Consider the following 16,037-nt stretch of genomic DNA (forward strand, 5'->3'; position numbering starts at 1 on the left):
TCCGGCATAAAGCCTAACCGGACAGGTGCGTGTAGGTGGGCTGATAGCGGGTAATCCTGCGACAGTCAGGTATCACCCCCGTTGAAGGAGCAGTCATGGCCACCCGGGTTGGGACCCGAACCAGCAGCATCAGCCTCGGTACGCTTCTCTATCTCATCGTTGGAGTGGTCATCACCGCGAGCCAGGACTACTGGAACTTCACGGACTGGGACGGCCACGCGTTGAGCAGTTTCTTCACCGCCCTCGTCGCGACCCTGCTGTGGCCGCTCGCCATCTTCTACACTTTCGCCCTCCACACCCGCTGACCGCCGCGCGGCATTCGAGGGAGGCGGACGCGCTCTTCCCGCCTTCAACCAGCACCAAACCAGGCATTTCCTCACCCCCGCCACATCCGGCCCCGGCACCGATGCCCGGGCCGGATCGGCATGCCCGCCGCGCGGCCCGATCCGGCCGGTCCGCCGGGTGGCCCGAGGGCGCCACGAGTGACGCAACAAAGCGGCCATCATCGAGTAACTGTCCGGGTTGATGCAGGCCCGACTGTTGCCGTGTACCGATGAATCGCGGATAGACTGCGGCCGGCCGACACCGGGCACAGCCGCCGTCGGTTCCAGCGACTCGCGGGCAGGCCCGCAATCGGACAGGGAGGCAGCCCGATGGAACCGTGCCGGATCGTCAGCGTCGTGGGGAACCCGAAGGCGGCCTCCCGGACCAGGCAGGTCGCGGAGGCGGTGGCCGGCCGCGTCGCCACCTCGCTGGCCGCGAGCGGCTTCGAGACGTCCGCGGAGGTCATCGAGGTCGGCGAGCTGGGTGCCGGCCTGCTCGGCTGGGGCGACCCGACCGTCGGGGCGGCTCTGGCCACCATCCGGGCGGCCGACGTCCTCGTCATCGCCACGCCCACCTACAAGGCGACCTACACCGGGCTGCTCAAGCTGCTCCTCGACCAGATCGGCGGCGGTGAGCTCGCCGGCCTGCCGGCCATCCCGGTCCAGGTGGCCGCCGCGCCGCAGCATGCCCTGGCCGTGGAGGTGCATCTGCGCCCCGTGCTCGTCGAGATCGGCGCGGCCTGCCCGACCACCGGGCTGTTCGTTCTCGACTCGGCGCTCGCCGAGCTCCCCGCGCAGCTCGACGCCTGGGGCTCGGTGAACCTCCCGGCGGTGAGCGCCCTCGTCGCGGCCCGACGCGCGGTGGCGGCGCCGTCCGCCTGACCACCGGTCCCGGCCGGGCCGTCGATCAGCACCCTGCGGCGCCGATCATGACCAGCGACGCGGAAACGTCCGGGGAGCAGCCCGCACCGACTCCCGGGACCTCGGGGTCGACCCGCACCTGCGGCAGCGGCCCGATCACCTCGCCGGGCTGCGCCGACGCCCGACCGGCACCCGACGCCGCCGGACCCGCGGGCCGCGCTCCGGCACCGCTCCCGGCGGAGCCCCCGCGAGAGCCCGCTGCGCCCCGCCCATCGGGAACACCACTCCCATCGGGAACACCACTCCCATCGAGAACAGCAGGGTTGTCGAGAACAGCAGGGCTGTCGGAGACTGAGCCGGACCTCGCGGCGGATGTCGACCCGGGACCCGCGGTGGGCCGGCCCTGCCCCCGCGTGCGCGGGGTGACGCCGGCCGGATCGCTCGATGCGGTGCCCGCGCCCGCCGCCGACGCTCCCCCAGTCATGGCCGGGCCCCGAGACCCGGCGCGCGGCGCGGCTCCCTGCGCCGCGGTGCCGGCGGGGGCGCCGACACCGACCGGATAGGCCGCGGCGCCCGGATACCCGCCGGCTCCCGAATACCCGCCCGTTCCCGCGTACCCGCCCGTTCCCGAATACCCACCGACCTCCGAATACCCGCCCGTGCCGGGGTACTCGCCGTCCAGGCCCGCGGCGAAGCGCTCCCCGTCCTCGTCCTGGTCGGCGTACCCGCCCCGGCCAACGCGGGCGGGATCGCCGGCGGCCAGGCCGTTCCCGTCGGGCGCACCATCCCGAGACAAGGCGGGATACGTCGGTGCGGCCCGTCCGGAGCCGTCCGCGACGGCGGCACCGCCCGCGGTGTCGGGTGAACCGTAGATCGACGCGGGGAACGATGGCAGCGTCGGCAGGGGGGAGACCGGCGCACCGCCCGGCTGCCAGAGCGGGTTGTCGCGCTGCGGCTGGTGGCCGAGACCGAGNCGGGTGTCGGTGGCGCTGGTCGTCTGGAGCCGGACGTCGTCCCCGCCCGAACCGGCGGGGGCGGAGAAGCCGAAGGCGGTGACGGCGACCGTGAAGCCGCTGGCCGCGACGGTCAACCCGCGACGCCGGCCGGAGATGCGGGCCCAGCCCACCCGCCCGCGTAGGGTGCCGGCGATGCCGACGAGCATCACCGCGACAGCGAGCAGCGCCATGGCCATGGCGAACACCGACATCAGGCCCCCAGGTCGCATCGTCTCCACGAGAGCCCGAACCGTAACTCACCTAGAGTAGTACTACCGATACCATGAGCGTCGTGTCGGTGTGCCGGGGCACCAGCCGACGTCCTATGGACGCGANGCGGCGCGATCCGCACCCGCCAGGCCGCAGGATGCGTGGCGCGGTTCCGCGGTCAGGGAACACCTTGATCGGCGGAGCTGGAGTCGGAGCCGGGGTCGGCGGCGTGATGCGGTTCCGCGGAACACCATGATCAACAATGTCGGGCTCGGGCCGAGCATGCCGTACCTCACCGATCACGTACAGATATGAAGATCGGCCCGAGACAGGCACCGGCCAACACGGTGCTCCCGTACGCCAGTCCTTGATCACAAGTAGATACGCACCCTAACGTCGCACGATCAAGCCCGCGCGTTCGGAACCGGCGGATGCGCCGGCGGCCGTGCCGATTTCCCCGCCGGAGGAACCTCCGGTGCCTGTATCGGAGCCACCGCCAACACCACCGGACTCACCTGCGCCACCCGACCCACCTGCGCCACTTGCGCCACCTGACCAGCCGGACCCGCTTTCGCCGTCGCTCCCCGCGTCGGTCGGCGCAGGTGGGGGCGTCGGGCGGGCGGTGTAGGTGGGGCGGTTGCCGTCGCGACGGGAGGTTCCGCCCGAGGACCTCGTGGTGGACGGACCGTCGGTCTCGTCATCGAACCCGCCGGGCGGGGAGCCGTTGCTGCTCGGCGGAATCGGCTGGGGACGCGCCGAGGCGCGTGGCACTGACGAGCTGGCGGTGGGGCGACGCGTCCCGCCGGAGGATTCCGTCACGGGCTTGCCCGCCTCGGAATTGCCCGTCGCAGGCTTTGCCGTCACGGGCCGTCCTGCTGCAGGTCTCCCCGTCGTGGGCTTACTCGGTGCAGCAGGCTTGCTCGGTGCAGCAGGCTTGCTCGGTGCAGGCTTACTCCGTGCGGGCTTGCTCACGGGCTTACTCGGCGCAGGTCTGCTCACGGGCTTACTCGGCGCGGGCTTGCTCACGGGCTTACTCGGCGCAGGTCTGCTCGTTACGGGCCTTCTCGGCGTAGGTCTGCCCGGCACGGGTTTGCCGGGGCCCTCGGACTCACCCGCCCCGCCGGACCCGTCGGACCCACCCGAACCGTCGGACCCACCCGAACCGCCGGACCCGTCGGACCCACCCGAACCGCCGCCGGATCCGGAACCGCCCGAGCCACCGGACCCACCCGATCCGCCCGAACCGGAACCACCGGAACCACCGGAACCACCGCTTCCGGAGCCCCCGGAACCACCGGAACCGGAACCGCCGGATCCGGCGGTGTTGCCGTTGCCGGTCGGGGTCTGGCCGCCCCTGGGCCCGGTGGGCGTCGAGGGTGCGGTGCCCGACCCGCCGCCGCGCGGGGGCGAGCTGGTCCGGACGACCGTGCCTCCGGGGCGTGCGGGGGAGGCGGCCGGCGGCCGATCCGTCTTCGGGGGCTGGCGGGTGGTCCCTCGCGGCGGCGCGCTCGCGCCGCCGGCGCGCTGGGGCTCGGCGGGCGCGCGGGGCACGCCCGCCACCAGGCCCGGGGTTCCGGTCCGCGCCCGGCTGGACGGGGTGGTCCGCGGGTAGTTCGAGCCGCCCGGCGCGCGGCCGGTCGTCACGTCATCGGTGGGCTGGGCATAGGCCTTGTCACCCCTCATCGCGTCCGGCTGCACCTGGGCGTCCGGCTGCACCTGGGCGTTTGGCTGCACCCGGGCGTCCGGCTGGCCGCCGCGGCCGGGCGTGGCCGAGGCCGAGCCGGACCGGGGCGGGACCAGGAAGACGCTGTTCGAGGCCGGATCGTGATCGCTGCCGTCGCCGGTCCCGACGCCGTGCGTCGCGAGCAGCCCGAACGCAACGAGAGCCACCGATCCGGCGCCGGTGACAATCCCGGCCCGACGGCGATCGGGGATCCATGCCCACTCGGCCTGTCCGCGGAGCAGACCGAGAACTCCTGCAATCAGTATCAGCCCGGCAACCGCCAGGCAGAAGTACATCATGGAAACCCCCCGGGCGCAGTCGCCTACCAGGCTAGGGGCGATCCATCGCTATTCGTCGCAAGGGAATTACAAAGAGATTCCGCTATCATCCTGCCCGTGACGGATATCACCGACCGAATCGGTAGTGGTATCCACCGAAGCAATCCGGTCGAGGATACCTGCGACATCAACCCCCGACGGCAACGTGCCGAAAGCGAGACCCCCGTCACCGGCCATCCGGCTCGCACAGAACGCATCCGCAACGGCGGGCGGCGCATGCCGAACAAGCAGAGAACCCTGCATAACGAGCGCCAACCGCTCGACCACACGGCGCGCGGCGAAGGGATCGGCCGCCGCTCTCGGCAATTCCGCGCGCAGCCGGTCCCAGGCCCGATCGAGCCGGGCGTCCGCGCCGCGGGCCGCCTCGATCTGCACGGACAGCGCGTCGAGGCCGTCCGGTTCACGGTCGAACGCCCGGAGCACGTCGAGCGCATTGACGTTGCCGGAGCCCTCCCAGATCCCGTTGAGGGGCGCCTCCCGGTAGAGCCGAGGCATGCCCGACTCCTCCACGTAGCCGTTTCCGCCGAGGCATTCGAGGGCCTCCGCGGCCACGCCCGGCGCCCGCTTGCACACCCAGTACTTCGTCACGGCCGTCGCGAGGCGTTTGAACGCCTGTTCGTCGCGGTCGCCGCGAGCCGCCCGGTCGACGGCTCCCGCGACCCGCAACACCAAGGTGGTCGCCGCCTCGGATTCCAAGGCCAGATCGGCCAGCACATTGCGCATCAGCGGGGCGTCGATCAGCCGGGTTCCGAAGGCCCGCCGGTGGCGCACGTGATGCGCGGCCGCCGTGACCGCGGCCCGCATCCCGGCCGCGGACCCGAGGCTGGCGTCGAGCCGGGTCATGGCCACCATTTCGATGATGACGCGAACCCCACGCCCCTCCGCACCGACCAGCCAGGCGACGGTGTCGTCGAACTCCGGTTCGCTGCTGGCATTGCTGCGGTTGCCGAGCTTGTCCTTCAGTCGTTGAATGCGAAACGTGTTACGGCTGCCATCGGGAAGCACCCGCGGAACCCAGAAACAGGACAATCCGCCGGGCGCCTGCGCCAGGACCAGAAAGACGTCGTTCATCGGCGCGCTGGTGAACCACTTGTGGCCCCGTAGCCGGTAGGTGCCATCGACGGCCGGCGTCGCCGTCGTCGTGTTCGCCCGGACGTCGGAGCCGCCCTGCTTCTCGGTCATGCCCATGCCCGCGAGCAGCCCCGCCTTACCCTCCGGCGGACGCAGCCCCGGGTCGTAGATCCGGCTGGCGAGCAACGGCTCGTATCTGGCCGCGAGATCGGGCGCGGCCCGCAGCGCCGGGACCGCAGCGTAGGTCATCGACACGGGGCACAGGTGGCCCTGCTCGACGGTGCCCCAGACGAGGATGTTCGCCGCCCGCGCGACGTGCGCGCCCGGGCGCGGGTCCGTCCATGGCGCCCCGGTCAGCCCCTCCCGCACGGCCACCTCGAGCAACGCGTGCCAGGACGGGTGGAAGTCGACCTCGTCGACGCGGTTGCCGTAGCGGTCGTGCGTGCGCAGCTCGGGCGGGAACCGGTCGGCCTCCTCCGCCCACCGCCGAGCCTGTTCGGTGCCCGCCAGCCGGCCCAGGCGGCGCAGGGCGTCCGCGTGCCAGCCGGCGCCCTCCCGGACCAGCGCCGCCAGCAGCGCCGGATCCGCGGACGCGTCGTGGCCGACCAGCGGCGGCGGCTGGTTCGTCACCTCATGCGTCCGGCCGGGAGACGACCGCGGGGCCACGGTGGGCCGCTGCGCCTCGATCGACGAGCTCATCGCCACTCCTCATCTCGCACACCGCTGCGGGCCCCCTCGGCGGCGGGAGAGCGGCGACGGGAGACCCGGCGGCCGGCACGCCCTCCGGCGGCGGGTCTACCCGATCCCGTAAACGAGAACAACATATTGGCTGCCGCCACCCGACGGCCACCAGAGAAACCGCCCTCCCGGCGGGATATAACCGCCTTCCGGACAATTCGCGGCCCATCTTCGGAGGCCGGATCGCGCATTTACAGGACGGCCGGACCGCGATGGATCGAAGCACCGGGAACGGACGCGGGCGGGCGGGCGATCCACTCCGGCGTCGCCCGCACGGGGCGGGCGGACCAGGGCACCCGCCCGCCGGCACGGGGCCGCCTGCACGGGCCCGCCGCGGAGCGAGGGCGTCGGGCCCGAAAGGATCCTCGACGGAGGCTCAATGCACGCCGTGATCCTGTGATCATGCTGTGCGATGCTCGAACGGGCTAGACCTCCCGGGTGCTACGGAGAGTCCCAAGGAACACCGAAAGTAACAGCGACCCTGCCAGCACGATCGCGAGCGGTGGCAGCATCACGACAACAATTCGCCGCCAGCGCAATACTTTACGTCACGGTCGAACACCCAAGGTTGACGCTACCAGGACCAACTCTCGTCGTGATCGACGGAAAGTATCTGTTAGACAACTGTCCGTATCCACCATTCCGCCGGCAGAGAATCCGAACCGGCGGACCGGCATGCGCGGACACGCGTCCCATTGCTGCGCGCCGCACACGCGCGGGCCCGGCCGATACCGGATGCGCGGCGGCCGATGAAACTCGCGGCGCGGATACTCGTATGCTCACCCACAACCGGGAGGATTCGTCTCCCGGAAATCAGAATACGTTTACTCACGGTGAGATCCGTCGAGTCCGGGCAGCGTTGTCGGGCGGGGCGCGAAAGATGATCAGAGGTGGCCGGATCGGAGGGCGACGATCACTCGGCCGCGTCATGGCCGTGATCGCGGCCCGCCGCAGGCCGGCCCGCCGCAGGCCGGCCCGCCGCAGGCCGGCTCCCCGGCGGCGATTCCTCTCGCCGCTGGCCATCCTGCTGGCCATCCTGGTGCTCGGAACCCTGGCCCTCCATGTGGGCGCCAACCTGCTGCACCGGGAGGAGGCGTCGCGGCTGGCAGCTCGGGCAGGGCTCGTCGAACGCCTCGCGCAGTGGGAGTCCGACGCCGACGCCCCCACGGGGCTGTCGGCCGCGGTCGCGCGCGTCCCCTTCCGGCCGGACGACCGCGCTACCAACGCGAGTCTCCTCCCCGGCCTGCAGCTCTCACCGTCAGGCGACGTCGCCCGGCTGCTGGCCCTGCTCGACCGGGCCAGCACCGTCACCGCCGCGTACCCGTGGGGCAGCGCCGTGGCCCCCCGCGACCTCGGCCCGGCCCTGTCGTCGGCGTGGGCCGGCCGGGGCGCCGTCTCCCCCGTCTTCACGCTCGCAGGCGCGCCGGTCCGCGCCACCGTGGTGCCGATCGGATCGCCGCAGCCCTGGGCCGTCCTGGTGGCCGTCTCCACCCAGGAGATCAACCTTCGGCTCTCGAGCGGCATCGCGACCATGCTCGGAGCCGGCAGCGGCAGTGTGTCGACGATCGACCAGAACGGCGTCCCGATCGCCTCCACCGACTCGGCGCTGCCCGGCCGGCGGATCCTGTCGGCCGCGGAGCTGCGCCCCTCCCATGCCCCCGGCGGCGGTCCGCGGATCTGGCGCACATCCGGCCCCGGCGGGACGATCATCCACATCACCGCGCCGCAGCCGGCGACCGGGTATCTCACCTACTTCCAACAGCCCACCGAGTCGCTCTACGCCGACCTGCGGGCCAGAGGCGACCGGCGCAACCTGACGCTGCTGGCGGTCGCACTGACCGGCGTGCTGTGCATCGTCTTCCTCGGGCTGCTGCGCGAGGCCGCCGCCCAGCGAAGCCGGACGGGGCTGCGGGCGCTGTTCGCGGCGGCGCACGACATCGTCCTCGTCACCGACCCGGCCGGCCGGCTCACCTTCGTCAGCCCGGCCATCGTCCCCCTGCTCGGCCACCCGGACGAACCCTGGTTGGGACGGCTGGTGACCGAACTGGCCCATCCCGACGATGCCGCACGGTTGCTGCGCCTGGTCGAGAATCCGACCGCGGGATCACTGCTCGACGTCCGGCTCACCCGGGCCGCCGGCACCGACCGCTGGTTCGACGTCGCCGCGCGCCGGCTACCGCAGCGCGCCGGCGCGCCCGAGGTCCTCATCACCTGCCACGCCGTCGGCAGACGCAAGCGGCTGCTCGACCAGCTCGGCTACCAGGCCGGCCACGACGTGCTGACCGGGCTGCTCAACCGGTCGACCTTCGAGGAGGAGCTCGCCACCGCCACCGCAGGTTCTGCCACCTCTGCTCCATCTGCCACCTCTGCTCCATCTGCCACCTCTGCCGCGTCCGCCACCTCTGCCGCGTCCGCCACCTCTGCCGCGTCCGCCGCCTCTGCCGCGTCCGCCGCCTCTGCCGCGTCCGCCGCCTCTGCCGCGTCCGCCGCCTCTGCCGCGTCCGCACGCCCGGCCGGTTCGATCGCGGTCCTGTTCGTCGACCTCGACCGGTTCAAGCAGGTCAACGACACCTTCGGGCATGCCGCCGGCGACCAGGTGCTGCAGACGGTGGGCATGCGGCTACGTTCCGAGCTCGGCCCGACGGACGCCGGTGGACGCTTCGGCGGCGACGAGTTCGGCATCCTGCTACGCGACACCGACGAGTCCGCCGCCCGGGCGGTCGCCGCCCGGATCATCCGGGCGGTGGGTCAGCCGATCCTCGTCGACGGGGACGAGGTGCGGGTCGGCGCGAGCGTGGGGCTGGCCCTGGCGGGTGCCGGCCCGTGCCGACCCGAGCGGCTGCTGTGGGCTGCCGATCAGGCGATGTACCGGGCGAAGCAGGTCGGCCCTGGGCGATATGCGGTGGCGCTACCGGGCCCGCCCGGCTCGGTCGGAGAGCCCGGGGCCGTCGAAGAGCCCGGGGCCGTCGAAGAGCCCGGGGCCATCGAAGAGCCCGGGGCCATCGAAGAGCCCGGGGCCATCGAAGAGCCCGGACTGGTCGGGGCGGACGCCGCGGAGTTCGCGATCTCCGAGCCGCTCGTGGTCGAGCTCCTCGACGGCACCGCGGACGACCTCGATCCCGCGCCGGCGGGGCCGGCGTCCGCCGTGGCCCCGGTCCCGGCCGAGCCGGCCGGACCCCGCCCCGGAACCGAGCCCGGGGAGATGGCCGACGGCGCGGCGGCGGCGTCCCAGCTCGGGCCGCGGGGTCGGTTGAACCCGGGGCGGCTGTCCCGGCAGCGGCGGACCAACGTCCGCGCCCACCTTTCCCGGGCGTTCCCGCTGCTGGTCCTGGGCGCGGTGATCCTGACCACCACCATGGTCACCCTGGAGATCGAGAACGCCAACCGGCGGCGAGCCGAGGCCCAGCGGGTGGCCGACAGCGATGCCCTCTCCCTCCGCCTCGCCGGGTTCGCGGCCGACCTGAGCCGGCCCCGGCATCTCATCGACCCGGTCTCCCGGCTGCCCTGGTCGCTGACGGACCCCACGGCCGACGCCCGGACGCTGGCCGCCGTCGCCGGGCCGAGCCTGTCCATGCCGGGCACCCTGCTCGCCCTCGTCGACCTCGACGGCCACCCCCGGGCGGTCCAGCCGCCCGGGGCGGCGGTGCCGTTCCCGGCGCACAGCCGGATCTGGGCGTCCGTCCGCGACGGCGGACTGAGCTTCCCGGTCCTCGACGAGGCCGGCGGGGCCCGGATCTACAGCATCGTGCCCGTCCGGCGCGCCGGTCGCAGCGCCGCGTTCCTGGTGCTGGGCCGGACGCTGCACGGGTCGCCGGCTGCGGAGATGGCCCGCACCCTCGGGCGGGGAACAACCGCGGCGGCCGCCGGCGCGGCCGCCCTGGACCTCGGCATGACGATCAGTGTCGTCGACGAGCACGGCCGGGTGGCGATGTCGAACGACGCCGCCACGGTCGGACGGACCGTCGTCGACCCCGGCGAGCTGCGCCCGATCACGCCCGGGCACAGCCGGCGCGTGACGGTGCGGGACAGCCGCGGCGGCGGTCGCGTCGCGGTGGCCACCAGGATCCCCGCGAGTCCCATGCCGGCGTACCTCGTCGTGCGGCGCGACGGCCGAGGAGCGGCGGAGGGGCCGCGGCCCAACCATGCCCTCAGCGACCTGCTGCTCGTCGCGATCGTCGTCGTCACCGTGGCGGGGCTGATGCGCGCGATCCTGCGGGAGGACCAGGCGATTCGGCGCGACGGCGCGCGGCTGCAGACCCTGCTGCACGAGTCGCACGACATCATCATCAACCTCAACCGTGCCGGTTCCCCGACATTCATCAGCTCCGCGATCGAGAGCCTGCTGGGTTACCCGGTCCAGACCAGGATCGGGCTGCCCCTGCTCGAGCTCGTCCATCCCGAGGACCGGGACTGGATGCGGGGCTTCCTCGACGAACGGCTTCGAGGTAACCCGGCGTCGTTGCTGGACGTCCGACTGTGCACGGCCGACGGGGGGTACCGGTGGTTCGACATCGAGGCCACCGCCTGGCGGGCCGCCTCCGGGCCGGGCTACCTGGATGGCGGCCTGCTGCTGACCTGCCACGAGGTCGGGGAGCGGCGCCAGCTCCAGGAGCAACTGCGGCAACGGGCGACCCGCGACCCGTTGACGGGACTGGCGAACCGGGTAGCACTCACCGAGCTGCTCGACCACCTCACCGAGCAGCGGTCGCCCTTCGCGATCCTGCTCGTCGACCTCGACCGCTTCAAGCCCGTGAACGACACCTTCGGCCACCAGACGGGCGACGACGTGCTGCGCATCATCGCGGCCCGGCTGACCGAGGTGCTGCGGGCCCAACCGCCGGACGGCACGGTGTTCCGTCTCGGCGGCGACGAGTTCGTCATGGTGCTGCCCGACGTCGACGCCGATGCCCTGCGGCACATCGCCCAGCGGGTACGCGAGACCGTCGCGGCCCCGATCCTCTCGGCCGGCCACGCCATCGTCGTCGGGGCGACCGTGGGGCTGGCGTCCTCGCGCGCCGTCGGTGGCGGGGCCGAACCGCGCGATCCCGACCTCGTCGTCCGCCACGCCGACGCAGACATGTACGCGGCGAAGCGCGCCGCCCGGGCCCAGCGGGAGATGTTCCCTGCCACCCACTGATCGGCCGACCACTGATCGGCCGACCACGAATCGACCGACCACGAATCGGCCCCGTGCCCAGGTCTGGGCGGTACCCGGCCGTCCGGCCCCCGGCCGCGGCCCGGCTCTGCCACGATGGACAGGCCCGGCCGTCGGCGACATCCAGGCGGCACGCCGGTGACCAGGTCGCGGGAGGCGCGCGGTGGGACGGGTCGTGGTGGTCGGCTCGACCAGCATGGACGTGACGGCCCGCGCGGATCGCATCCCCGGGCCGGGCGAGACGGTGATCGGGAGCTCCGTGACGCTGTCCCCCGGCGGCANGGGCGCCAACCAGGCCGTGGCGGCCCGCCGGCTGGGCGCCGAGACGGTCATGGTGGGCGCTGTCGGCTCCGACGGTTTCGGCTCGGCGCTGCGGGAGTTCCTGCGCGGCGAGGCGGTCGACGTCACCCCGCTGGCGGTCGTCGCCGGGCCCAGCGGCACGGCCGTGACGACGGTCGACGAGACCGGCGAGAGTGTGATCGTCATCGTGCCGGGCGCCAACGCCACCGTGTCGGCGCGCGGCCTGGATGCGCTGCGGCTAGGCCCGGGTGACGTGGTGCTGTTGCAGAACGAGATCCCCGCGTCGGTGAATGCGGCCGCACTCGACCGCGCCCGCGCCGCGGGCGCCCGAACACTGCTGAACGCGGCCCCGCACCGGCCCCCCGCAGCCAACCTGGTCACCGAGGCCGACCTGGTCACCGAGGCCGACCTGGTCACCGAGGCCGACCTGGTCACCGAGGCCGACCTGGTCACCGAGGCCGACCTGCTCGCCGCCGCCGACGTGGTCCTGGTCAACGAGCACGAGTTCGCGGGCCTGGTCCCGGCCGCCGTCGGCGTCGGCTCGTTGCCCGGACCGCGGGCCCTGGTCGAGGTGCGCGGCCTGCTCGCCGACGGCGCCGGACCGAACGACAACATCGTCGTCACCCTCGGCGGCGCCGGGGTGTGCGCGCGGATCGCCGGGACGGTCGTCACCCTCGCCGCGCGGCGCGTCCCGGTCGTCGACACAGCCGGGGCCGACGACTGCTTCTGCGGGGCGTTCGGCGCCGGCCTCGCCGGTGGTCTGCCCGCCGCCACCGCCCTGTTCCACGCCAACCTCGCCGCCACCATCGCCGTGCAGCGTCCGGGCGCCGGCCCCGCGATGCCGACCTGGGCGGAGCTCGACGACCTGTTGACCGGCGGCGGCCCATAAGGACCGGCCGGTGCAGGGGTGATGCGGCTCACCCGCCGCCCGCGGCCGCGGCTACGGCGCAGCCGGCCGGCCCCACTGCCGGCGAGAGTCGGCGGGAGCCCCTGGTGCCCGACCGGTTACCGGTACCGTTGCGGCGGAGGGGACGTGTGCTGGGCGGATGCGGCGGCTGAGGCTGGTGGGGAAATGGACGCTCCGACGGCGCTCGTCGTCGATGACAACGAGATGCTGCGCGCGCTGCTGGGCCGGATCCTGTGCGCGGAGGGGTTCCGGGTGAGTGCCGCGGGCTCCGTCGAGGAGGCGTTGCTGCTCGACGCCGCCGCCCACGACGTGCTGCTCATCGATCTGCGGCTCGGTGGCCGCTCGGGCGCGGATCTCATCGACGAGCTGCGCCGGATCGACCCGGCCGTCACGGCGCGCTGCCTGGTCCTGACGGGTGCCGCCGGGCTGGATCCGGTGCCGGCTGGTCTGCCGGTGGTGACCAAACCGTTCACCGCCGACGAGCTGATCGCCGCAGTTCGCGAGGTCCTCCCAGCGGACCGGGCACACGGAGCCGACCGGGCACGCGGAGCCGACCGGGCACGCGGAGCCGACCAGGAACACGGAGCCGACGGCGGGTGACGGCACAGACCAACGGCGACGAACCGGCGACCGCGACGCAGACCGCTCCGGCGCGGACCCCGCCCTGCCCCGTCCCCCGCCCGCCGGGACCGGACGGCTCCCCGCCCGCACCGGCGCTCGACCTGCTCCACCTGATGGTCGCCCTGCAGGAGCGCGGGCACCGGGCGCTGGCCGAACGACTGCACGACGGCCCTATGCAGGAATTCACCGCCGTCCTGCTCGAACTGGCCAGCGTCCGGCGGCGGCTGGCCGGCGACCTCGCGGACCGCGTCGCCGGGATCGAGCACCATCTGCGGTCCACGACGAGCGCGTTACAGCTACCGCCGGGCGCCTTCCGCCTCGGCTACGACGCGCGCCGGTCCCTTGCGGCGGGGTTCGCCCTGCGGATCGCCGGTCTGCTCGTCCACCGCCTGGACACCGATCTCCAGGTCGACGACCACCCGCCCACCCGCGCGGAGATCTCGGTGGTGCTGGCCGCCGCGCAGTTGCTGCTGATGGCGAGCGACCCGGTGGGGACCGGCGAGCATGCCTGGCTCGCGGTGCGCTCCGCGCCGGCCGCGGTCGACCTGCGGCTGCGGGTCCGGCCGGGCGGGTACGAGCCGCCCGCGGACGCGGCGCGGGCCGCACGGCTGCGCCCGGTCGCCGACCTGCTCGGCGTCGAGCTGCGCCACGACCCCGCCAACGGCGGCTGGAGCGCCGCGCTCCGCCTCGACCGCCCCAGCACCTAGCTTCGGCACCCAGCTTCGGCACCCAGCCCCGCCTCGATCAGTTCTCGACCGGGTTGTCGAGGACGTCCCGCACCTTCGCCAGCAGCATCTGCTCGGAGAACGGTTTGCCCAGCAGCGTCAGTCCCGGATCGAGGGTCCCGTTGTGCGCCAGCACCGGGTAGGCGTACCCGGACATGAACAGCACGCGGATGCCCGGCCGGTGCCGGCGGACGAGCGTGGCCACGGTCCGGCCGAGGACCTGCGGCATGACGACGTCGGTCAGCAGCAGATGGATCTCGGTGGGGTGACTCACGGCGAGTTCGACGGCGCGGTGCCCGTCGGCGGCGGTGATGACCTGGTAGCCGTTGCGGGCCAGCAGACGCCGGGTGACCTCGCGCATCGCCCGCTCGTCCTCGACGACGAGAATGGTCTCGCCGCCGGTGAGGATGACCCCGTCGAAGATCGGTTCGGGAGTCGCGGCGATGCTGTCCACCGCCGGCAGCAGAATGCTCACCGTGGTCCCCAGGCCCACGTCGGAGAAGATCTCCGCGTGGCCGCCGGCCTGGGTGATGATGCCGTACACGGTGGCCAGGCCGAGGCCGGAGCCCTCCCCCTTGCGCTTGGTGGTGAAGAACGGTTCGAAGGCGCGGCTGACCGTCTCCGGGGCCATGCCGCTGCCGCTGNCGCTGATGCGCAGGTTGACGTGCCGGCCGGCCTTCAGGCCGGGCCGGTCGCCGGCGATGTCCTCGTGGACGAGGATGTTCGAGGTGTCGATCGTGAGCTTGCCGCCGCCGGGCATCGCGTCGCGCGCGTTGACGGCCAGGTTGACCAGCACCTGTTCGAGCTGACCGGCGTCGGCGAAGACCGGCCAGGGATCGGCGGCCGGCAGGGTGATCAGCTCGACGTGTTCACCGAGGGTGCGCCGCAGCATCTCCTCGATGTCCCACACGACGTCGTTGAGGTTGAGCACCNGCGGTTGGACGACCTCCCGGCGGCCGAAGGCGAGGAGCTGGTGGGTGAGCTGAGTGGCCCGTTCGGCGGCCCGCTGGACCTGTTCGATGTCGCGGCGGGCCGCCTCCCACTGGCCGCCGTCGCGTTCGGCCGCCGTCGCCACCACCTCGCCGACGAAGGCGGTGTAGTTGATGATCACACCAAGCAGGTTGTTGAAATCGTGCGCGACGCCGCCGGCGAGCTGGCCGAGGCTCTCCAGCCGCTGCGACTGATGGAGCTGGGCCTCGATCCGCTTGCGTTCGGCCTGCGCGCGCAGGCGTTCCCGCTCCGCCTGCGCCTCCAGCCGGTCGGTCACGTCCCGGATCGCCGCCGAGACGAGCAGGCCGTCCTCGGTCTCCAGGGCGGACAGCGAGATCTCCGCCGGGAACTCACTGCCGTCGCGGCGGCGGGCGGCGAGCTGCATCTGGGCGCCCATCGGCCGCGGCCGCGGATCGTGGAAGTAGCGTTCGCGGTGCTGCGGATGGCGACTCCGGCCGGCCTCCGGCACGAGGATCTCCACCGACTGGCCGTGCAGCTCGTCGCGGCTGTAGCCGAACAGGCGCTCGGCCTGGGCGTTGACCAGCGCGATCCGGCCGTCGGACAGGACGGCGACGATGGCGTCCGGCGCCGAGTCCAGCAGGCCGCGAAACTTGGCCTCCGTCCGTTTGCGGTCGGTGACGTCCCGGACCGCTGCCGTGATGAGGAGCCCGTCCTCGCTCTCGATGGCCGACAGGGAGATCTCCGCCGGGAACTCGCTGCCGTCGCGGCGACGGCCGGCGAGCTCCATCCCCGCGCCCATCGGCCGCGGCTGCGGGTCGTGCAGGTAGGAATCGCGGTGGTGCGGGTGGAGGCGGCGGCCGGACTCGGGGATCAGGATCTCGACGGGCTCGCCGTGCAGTTCCTCTCGGGTGTAGCCGAACAGGCGCTCGGCCTGGGCGTTGACCAGCGCGATCCGGCCATCCGCCCGGACGCCCACGATCGCGTCCGGCGCGGCGTCCAGCAGGCCGCGGGCCAGGGAACTCGTGTTCTCATCCAGGTGAACCACCCCACGGGGTGAACATCGTGCTACAGACGGACAGATCGTAGCGCCGACGCCGGATTTCATCATCACCCACGCGG

The 16,037-nt window shown here is 73.1% G+C and carries 8 protein-coding genes and 5 pseudogenes; 8 read left to right on the plus strand and 5 right to left on the minus strand.

What is annotated here, in order from left to right; translation table 11 throughout:
* The first annotated feature begins 95 nt into the window (after positions 1-95).
* Both UK82_RS27355 and UK82_RS27360 read left to right on the plus strand, forming a co-directional pair.
* Complete coding sequence (locus UK82_RS27355) at positions 96-305, plus strand: hypothetical protein (protein WP_011602017.1); 210 nt, start codon at positions 96-98, stop codon at positions 303-305.
* Between the two features lie 348 nt (positions 306-653).
* Positions 654-1,205 (plus strand): NADPH-dependent FMN reductase, encoded by a 552-nt coding sequence (locus UK82_RS27360; RefSeq protein WP_063897588.1) that lies wholly within the window; start codon positions 654-656, stop codon positions 1,203-1,205.
* 25 nt (positions 1,206-1,230) lie between these two features.
* Here the strand turns inward: UK82_RS27360 and UK82_RS34490 are convergent.
* Positions 1,231-2,157 (minus strand): annotated as a pseudogene (locus tag UK82_RS34490) (hypothetical protein); the annotation flags it as partial.
* Positions 2,158-3,710: 1,553 nt separating this feature from the next.
* Here UK82_RS34490 and UK82_RS33825 point away from each other — a divergent pair.
* Entirely contained in the window at positions 3,711-4,001 is a 291-nt protein-coding gene (locus tag UK82_RS33825; protein WP_055410193.1) for a hypothetical protein, read from the plus strand.
* A 476-nt stretch (positions 4,002-4,477) separates the two neighbouring features.
* On the opposite strand, the gene UK82_RS27375 is transcribed toward UK82_RS33825, so the two are convergent.
* Positions 4,478-6,220 (minus strand): isovaleryl-CoA dehydrogenase, encoded by a 1,743-nt coding sequence (locus UK82_RS27375; RefSeq protein ID WP_044886570.1) that lies wholly within the window; start codon positions 6,218-6,220, stop codon positions 4,478-4,480.
* Positions 6,221-7,187: 967 nt separating this feature from the next.
* On the opposite strand from UK82_RS27375, the gene UK82_RS27380 reads away from it, so the two are divergent.
* The 5 genes and pseudogenes from UK82_RS27380 (at position 7,188) to UK82_RS27395 (ending at position 13,949) form a co-directional block, all read left to right on the plus strand.
* Positions 7,188-11,396: a GGDEF domain-containing protein gene (locus tag UK82_RS27380; RefSeq protein ID WP_236706513.1), complete on the plus strand. Its 4,209-nt coding sequence runs from the start codon at positions 7,188-7,190 to the stop codon at positions 11,394-11,396.
* A gap of 196 nt (positions 11,397-11,592) precedes the next feature.
* Positions 11,593-11,695: pseudogene (locus UK82_RS40510) on the plus strand (ribokinase); the annotation flags it as partial.
* 1 nt (position 11,696) lies between these two features.
* A pseudogene (locus UK82_RS27385) lies at positions 11,697-12,603 on the plus strand (PfkB family carbohydrate kinase); the annotation flags it as partial.
* Between the two features lie 183 nt (positions 12,604-12,786).
* Positions 12,787-13,221 carry a response regulator gene (locus tag UK82_RS27390; protein WP_055410197.1) on the plus strand — a complete coding sequence of 145 codons (435 nt, stop codon included), beginning with the start codon at positions 12,787-12,789 and terminating at the stop codon, positions 13,219-13,221.
* Positions 13,218-13,949: a hypothetical protein gene (locus UK82_RS27395; RefSeq protein ID WP_044886573.1), complete on the plus strand. Its 732-nt coding sequence runs from the start codon at positions 13,218-13,220 to the stop codon at positions 13,947-13,949. The genes UK82_RS27390 and UK82_RS27395 overlap by 4 nt, the downstream gene beginning before the upstream one ends.
* A gap of 37 nt (positions 13,950-13,986) precedes the next feature.
* Here the strand turns inward: UK82_RS27395 and UK82_RS40515 are convergent.
* The 3 genes and pseudogenes from UK82_RS40515 to UK82_RS40525 form a co-directional block, all read right to left on the minus strand.
* A partial coding sequence (locus UK82_RS40515) for a response regulator (RefSeq protein WP_236706514.1) occupies positions 13,987-14,611 on the minus strand: 625 nt, incomplete at its 5' end.
* Position 14,612: 1 nt separating this feature from the next.
* Positions 14,613-14,899, minus strand: a pseudogene (locus tag UK82_RS40520) (hybrid sensor histidine kinase/response regulator); the annotation flags it as partial.
* A gap of 1 nt (position 14,900) precedes the next feature.
* A pseudogene (locus UK82_RS40525) lies at positions 14,901-16,023 on the minus strand (PAS domain S-box protein); the annotation flags it as partial.
* Between the last annotated feature and the right edge of the window lie 14 nt (positions 16,024-16,037).

The organism is Frankia sp. ACN1ag (genome assembly GCF_001414035.1).
Lineage (GTDB): Bacteria > Actinomycetota > Actinomycetes > Frankiales > Frankiaceae > Frankia > Frankia torreyi.

What these genes read in the sequence shown, in the direction of transcription:
- UK82_RS27355 (WP_011602017.1), top strand. Translation starts at nt 96, where the DNA reads ATGGCCACCCGGGTTGGGACCCGAACCAGCAGCATCAGCCTCGGTACG.
- UK82_RS27360 (WP_063897588.1), top strand. Translation starts at nt 654, where the DNA reads ATGGAACCGTGCCGGATCGTCAGCGTCGTGGGGAACCCGAAGGCGGCC.
- UK82_RS27380 (WP_236706513.1), top strand. Translation starts at nt 7,188, where the DNA reads ATGGCCGTGATCGCGGCCCGCCGCAGGCCGGCCCGCCGCAGGCCGGCC.
- UK82_RS27375 (WP_044886570.1), bottom strand. Translation starts at nt 6,220, where the DNA reads ATGAGCTCGTCGATCGAGGCGCAGCGGCCCACCGTGGCCCCGCGGTCG.
- UK82_RS27390 (WP_055410197.1), top strand. Translation starts at nt 12,787, where the DNA reads ATGGACGCTCCGACGGCGCTCGTCGTCGATGACAACGAGATGCTGCGC.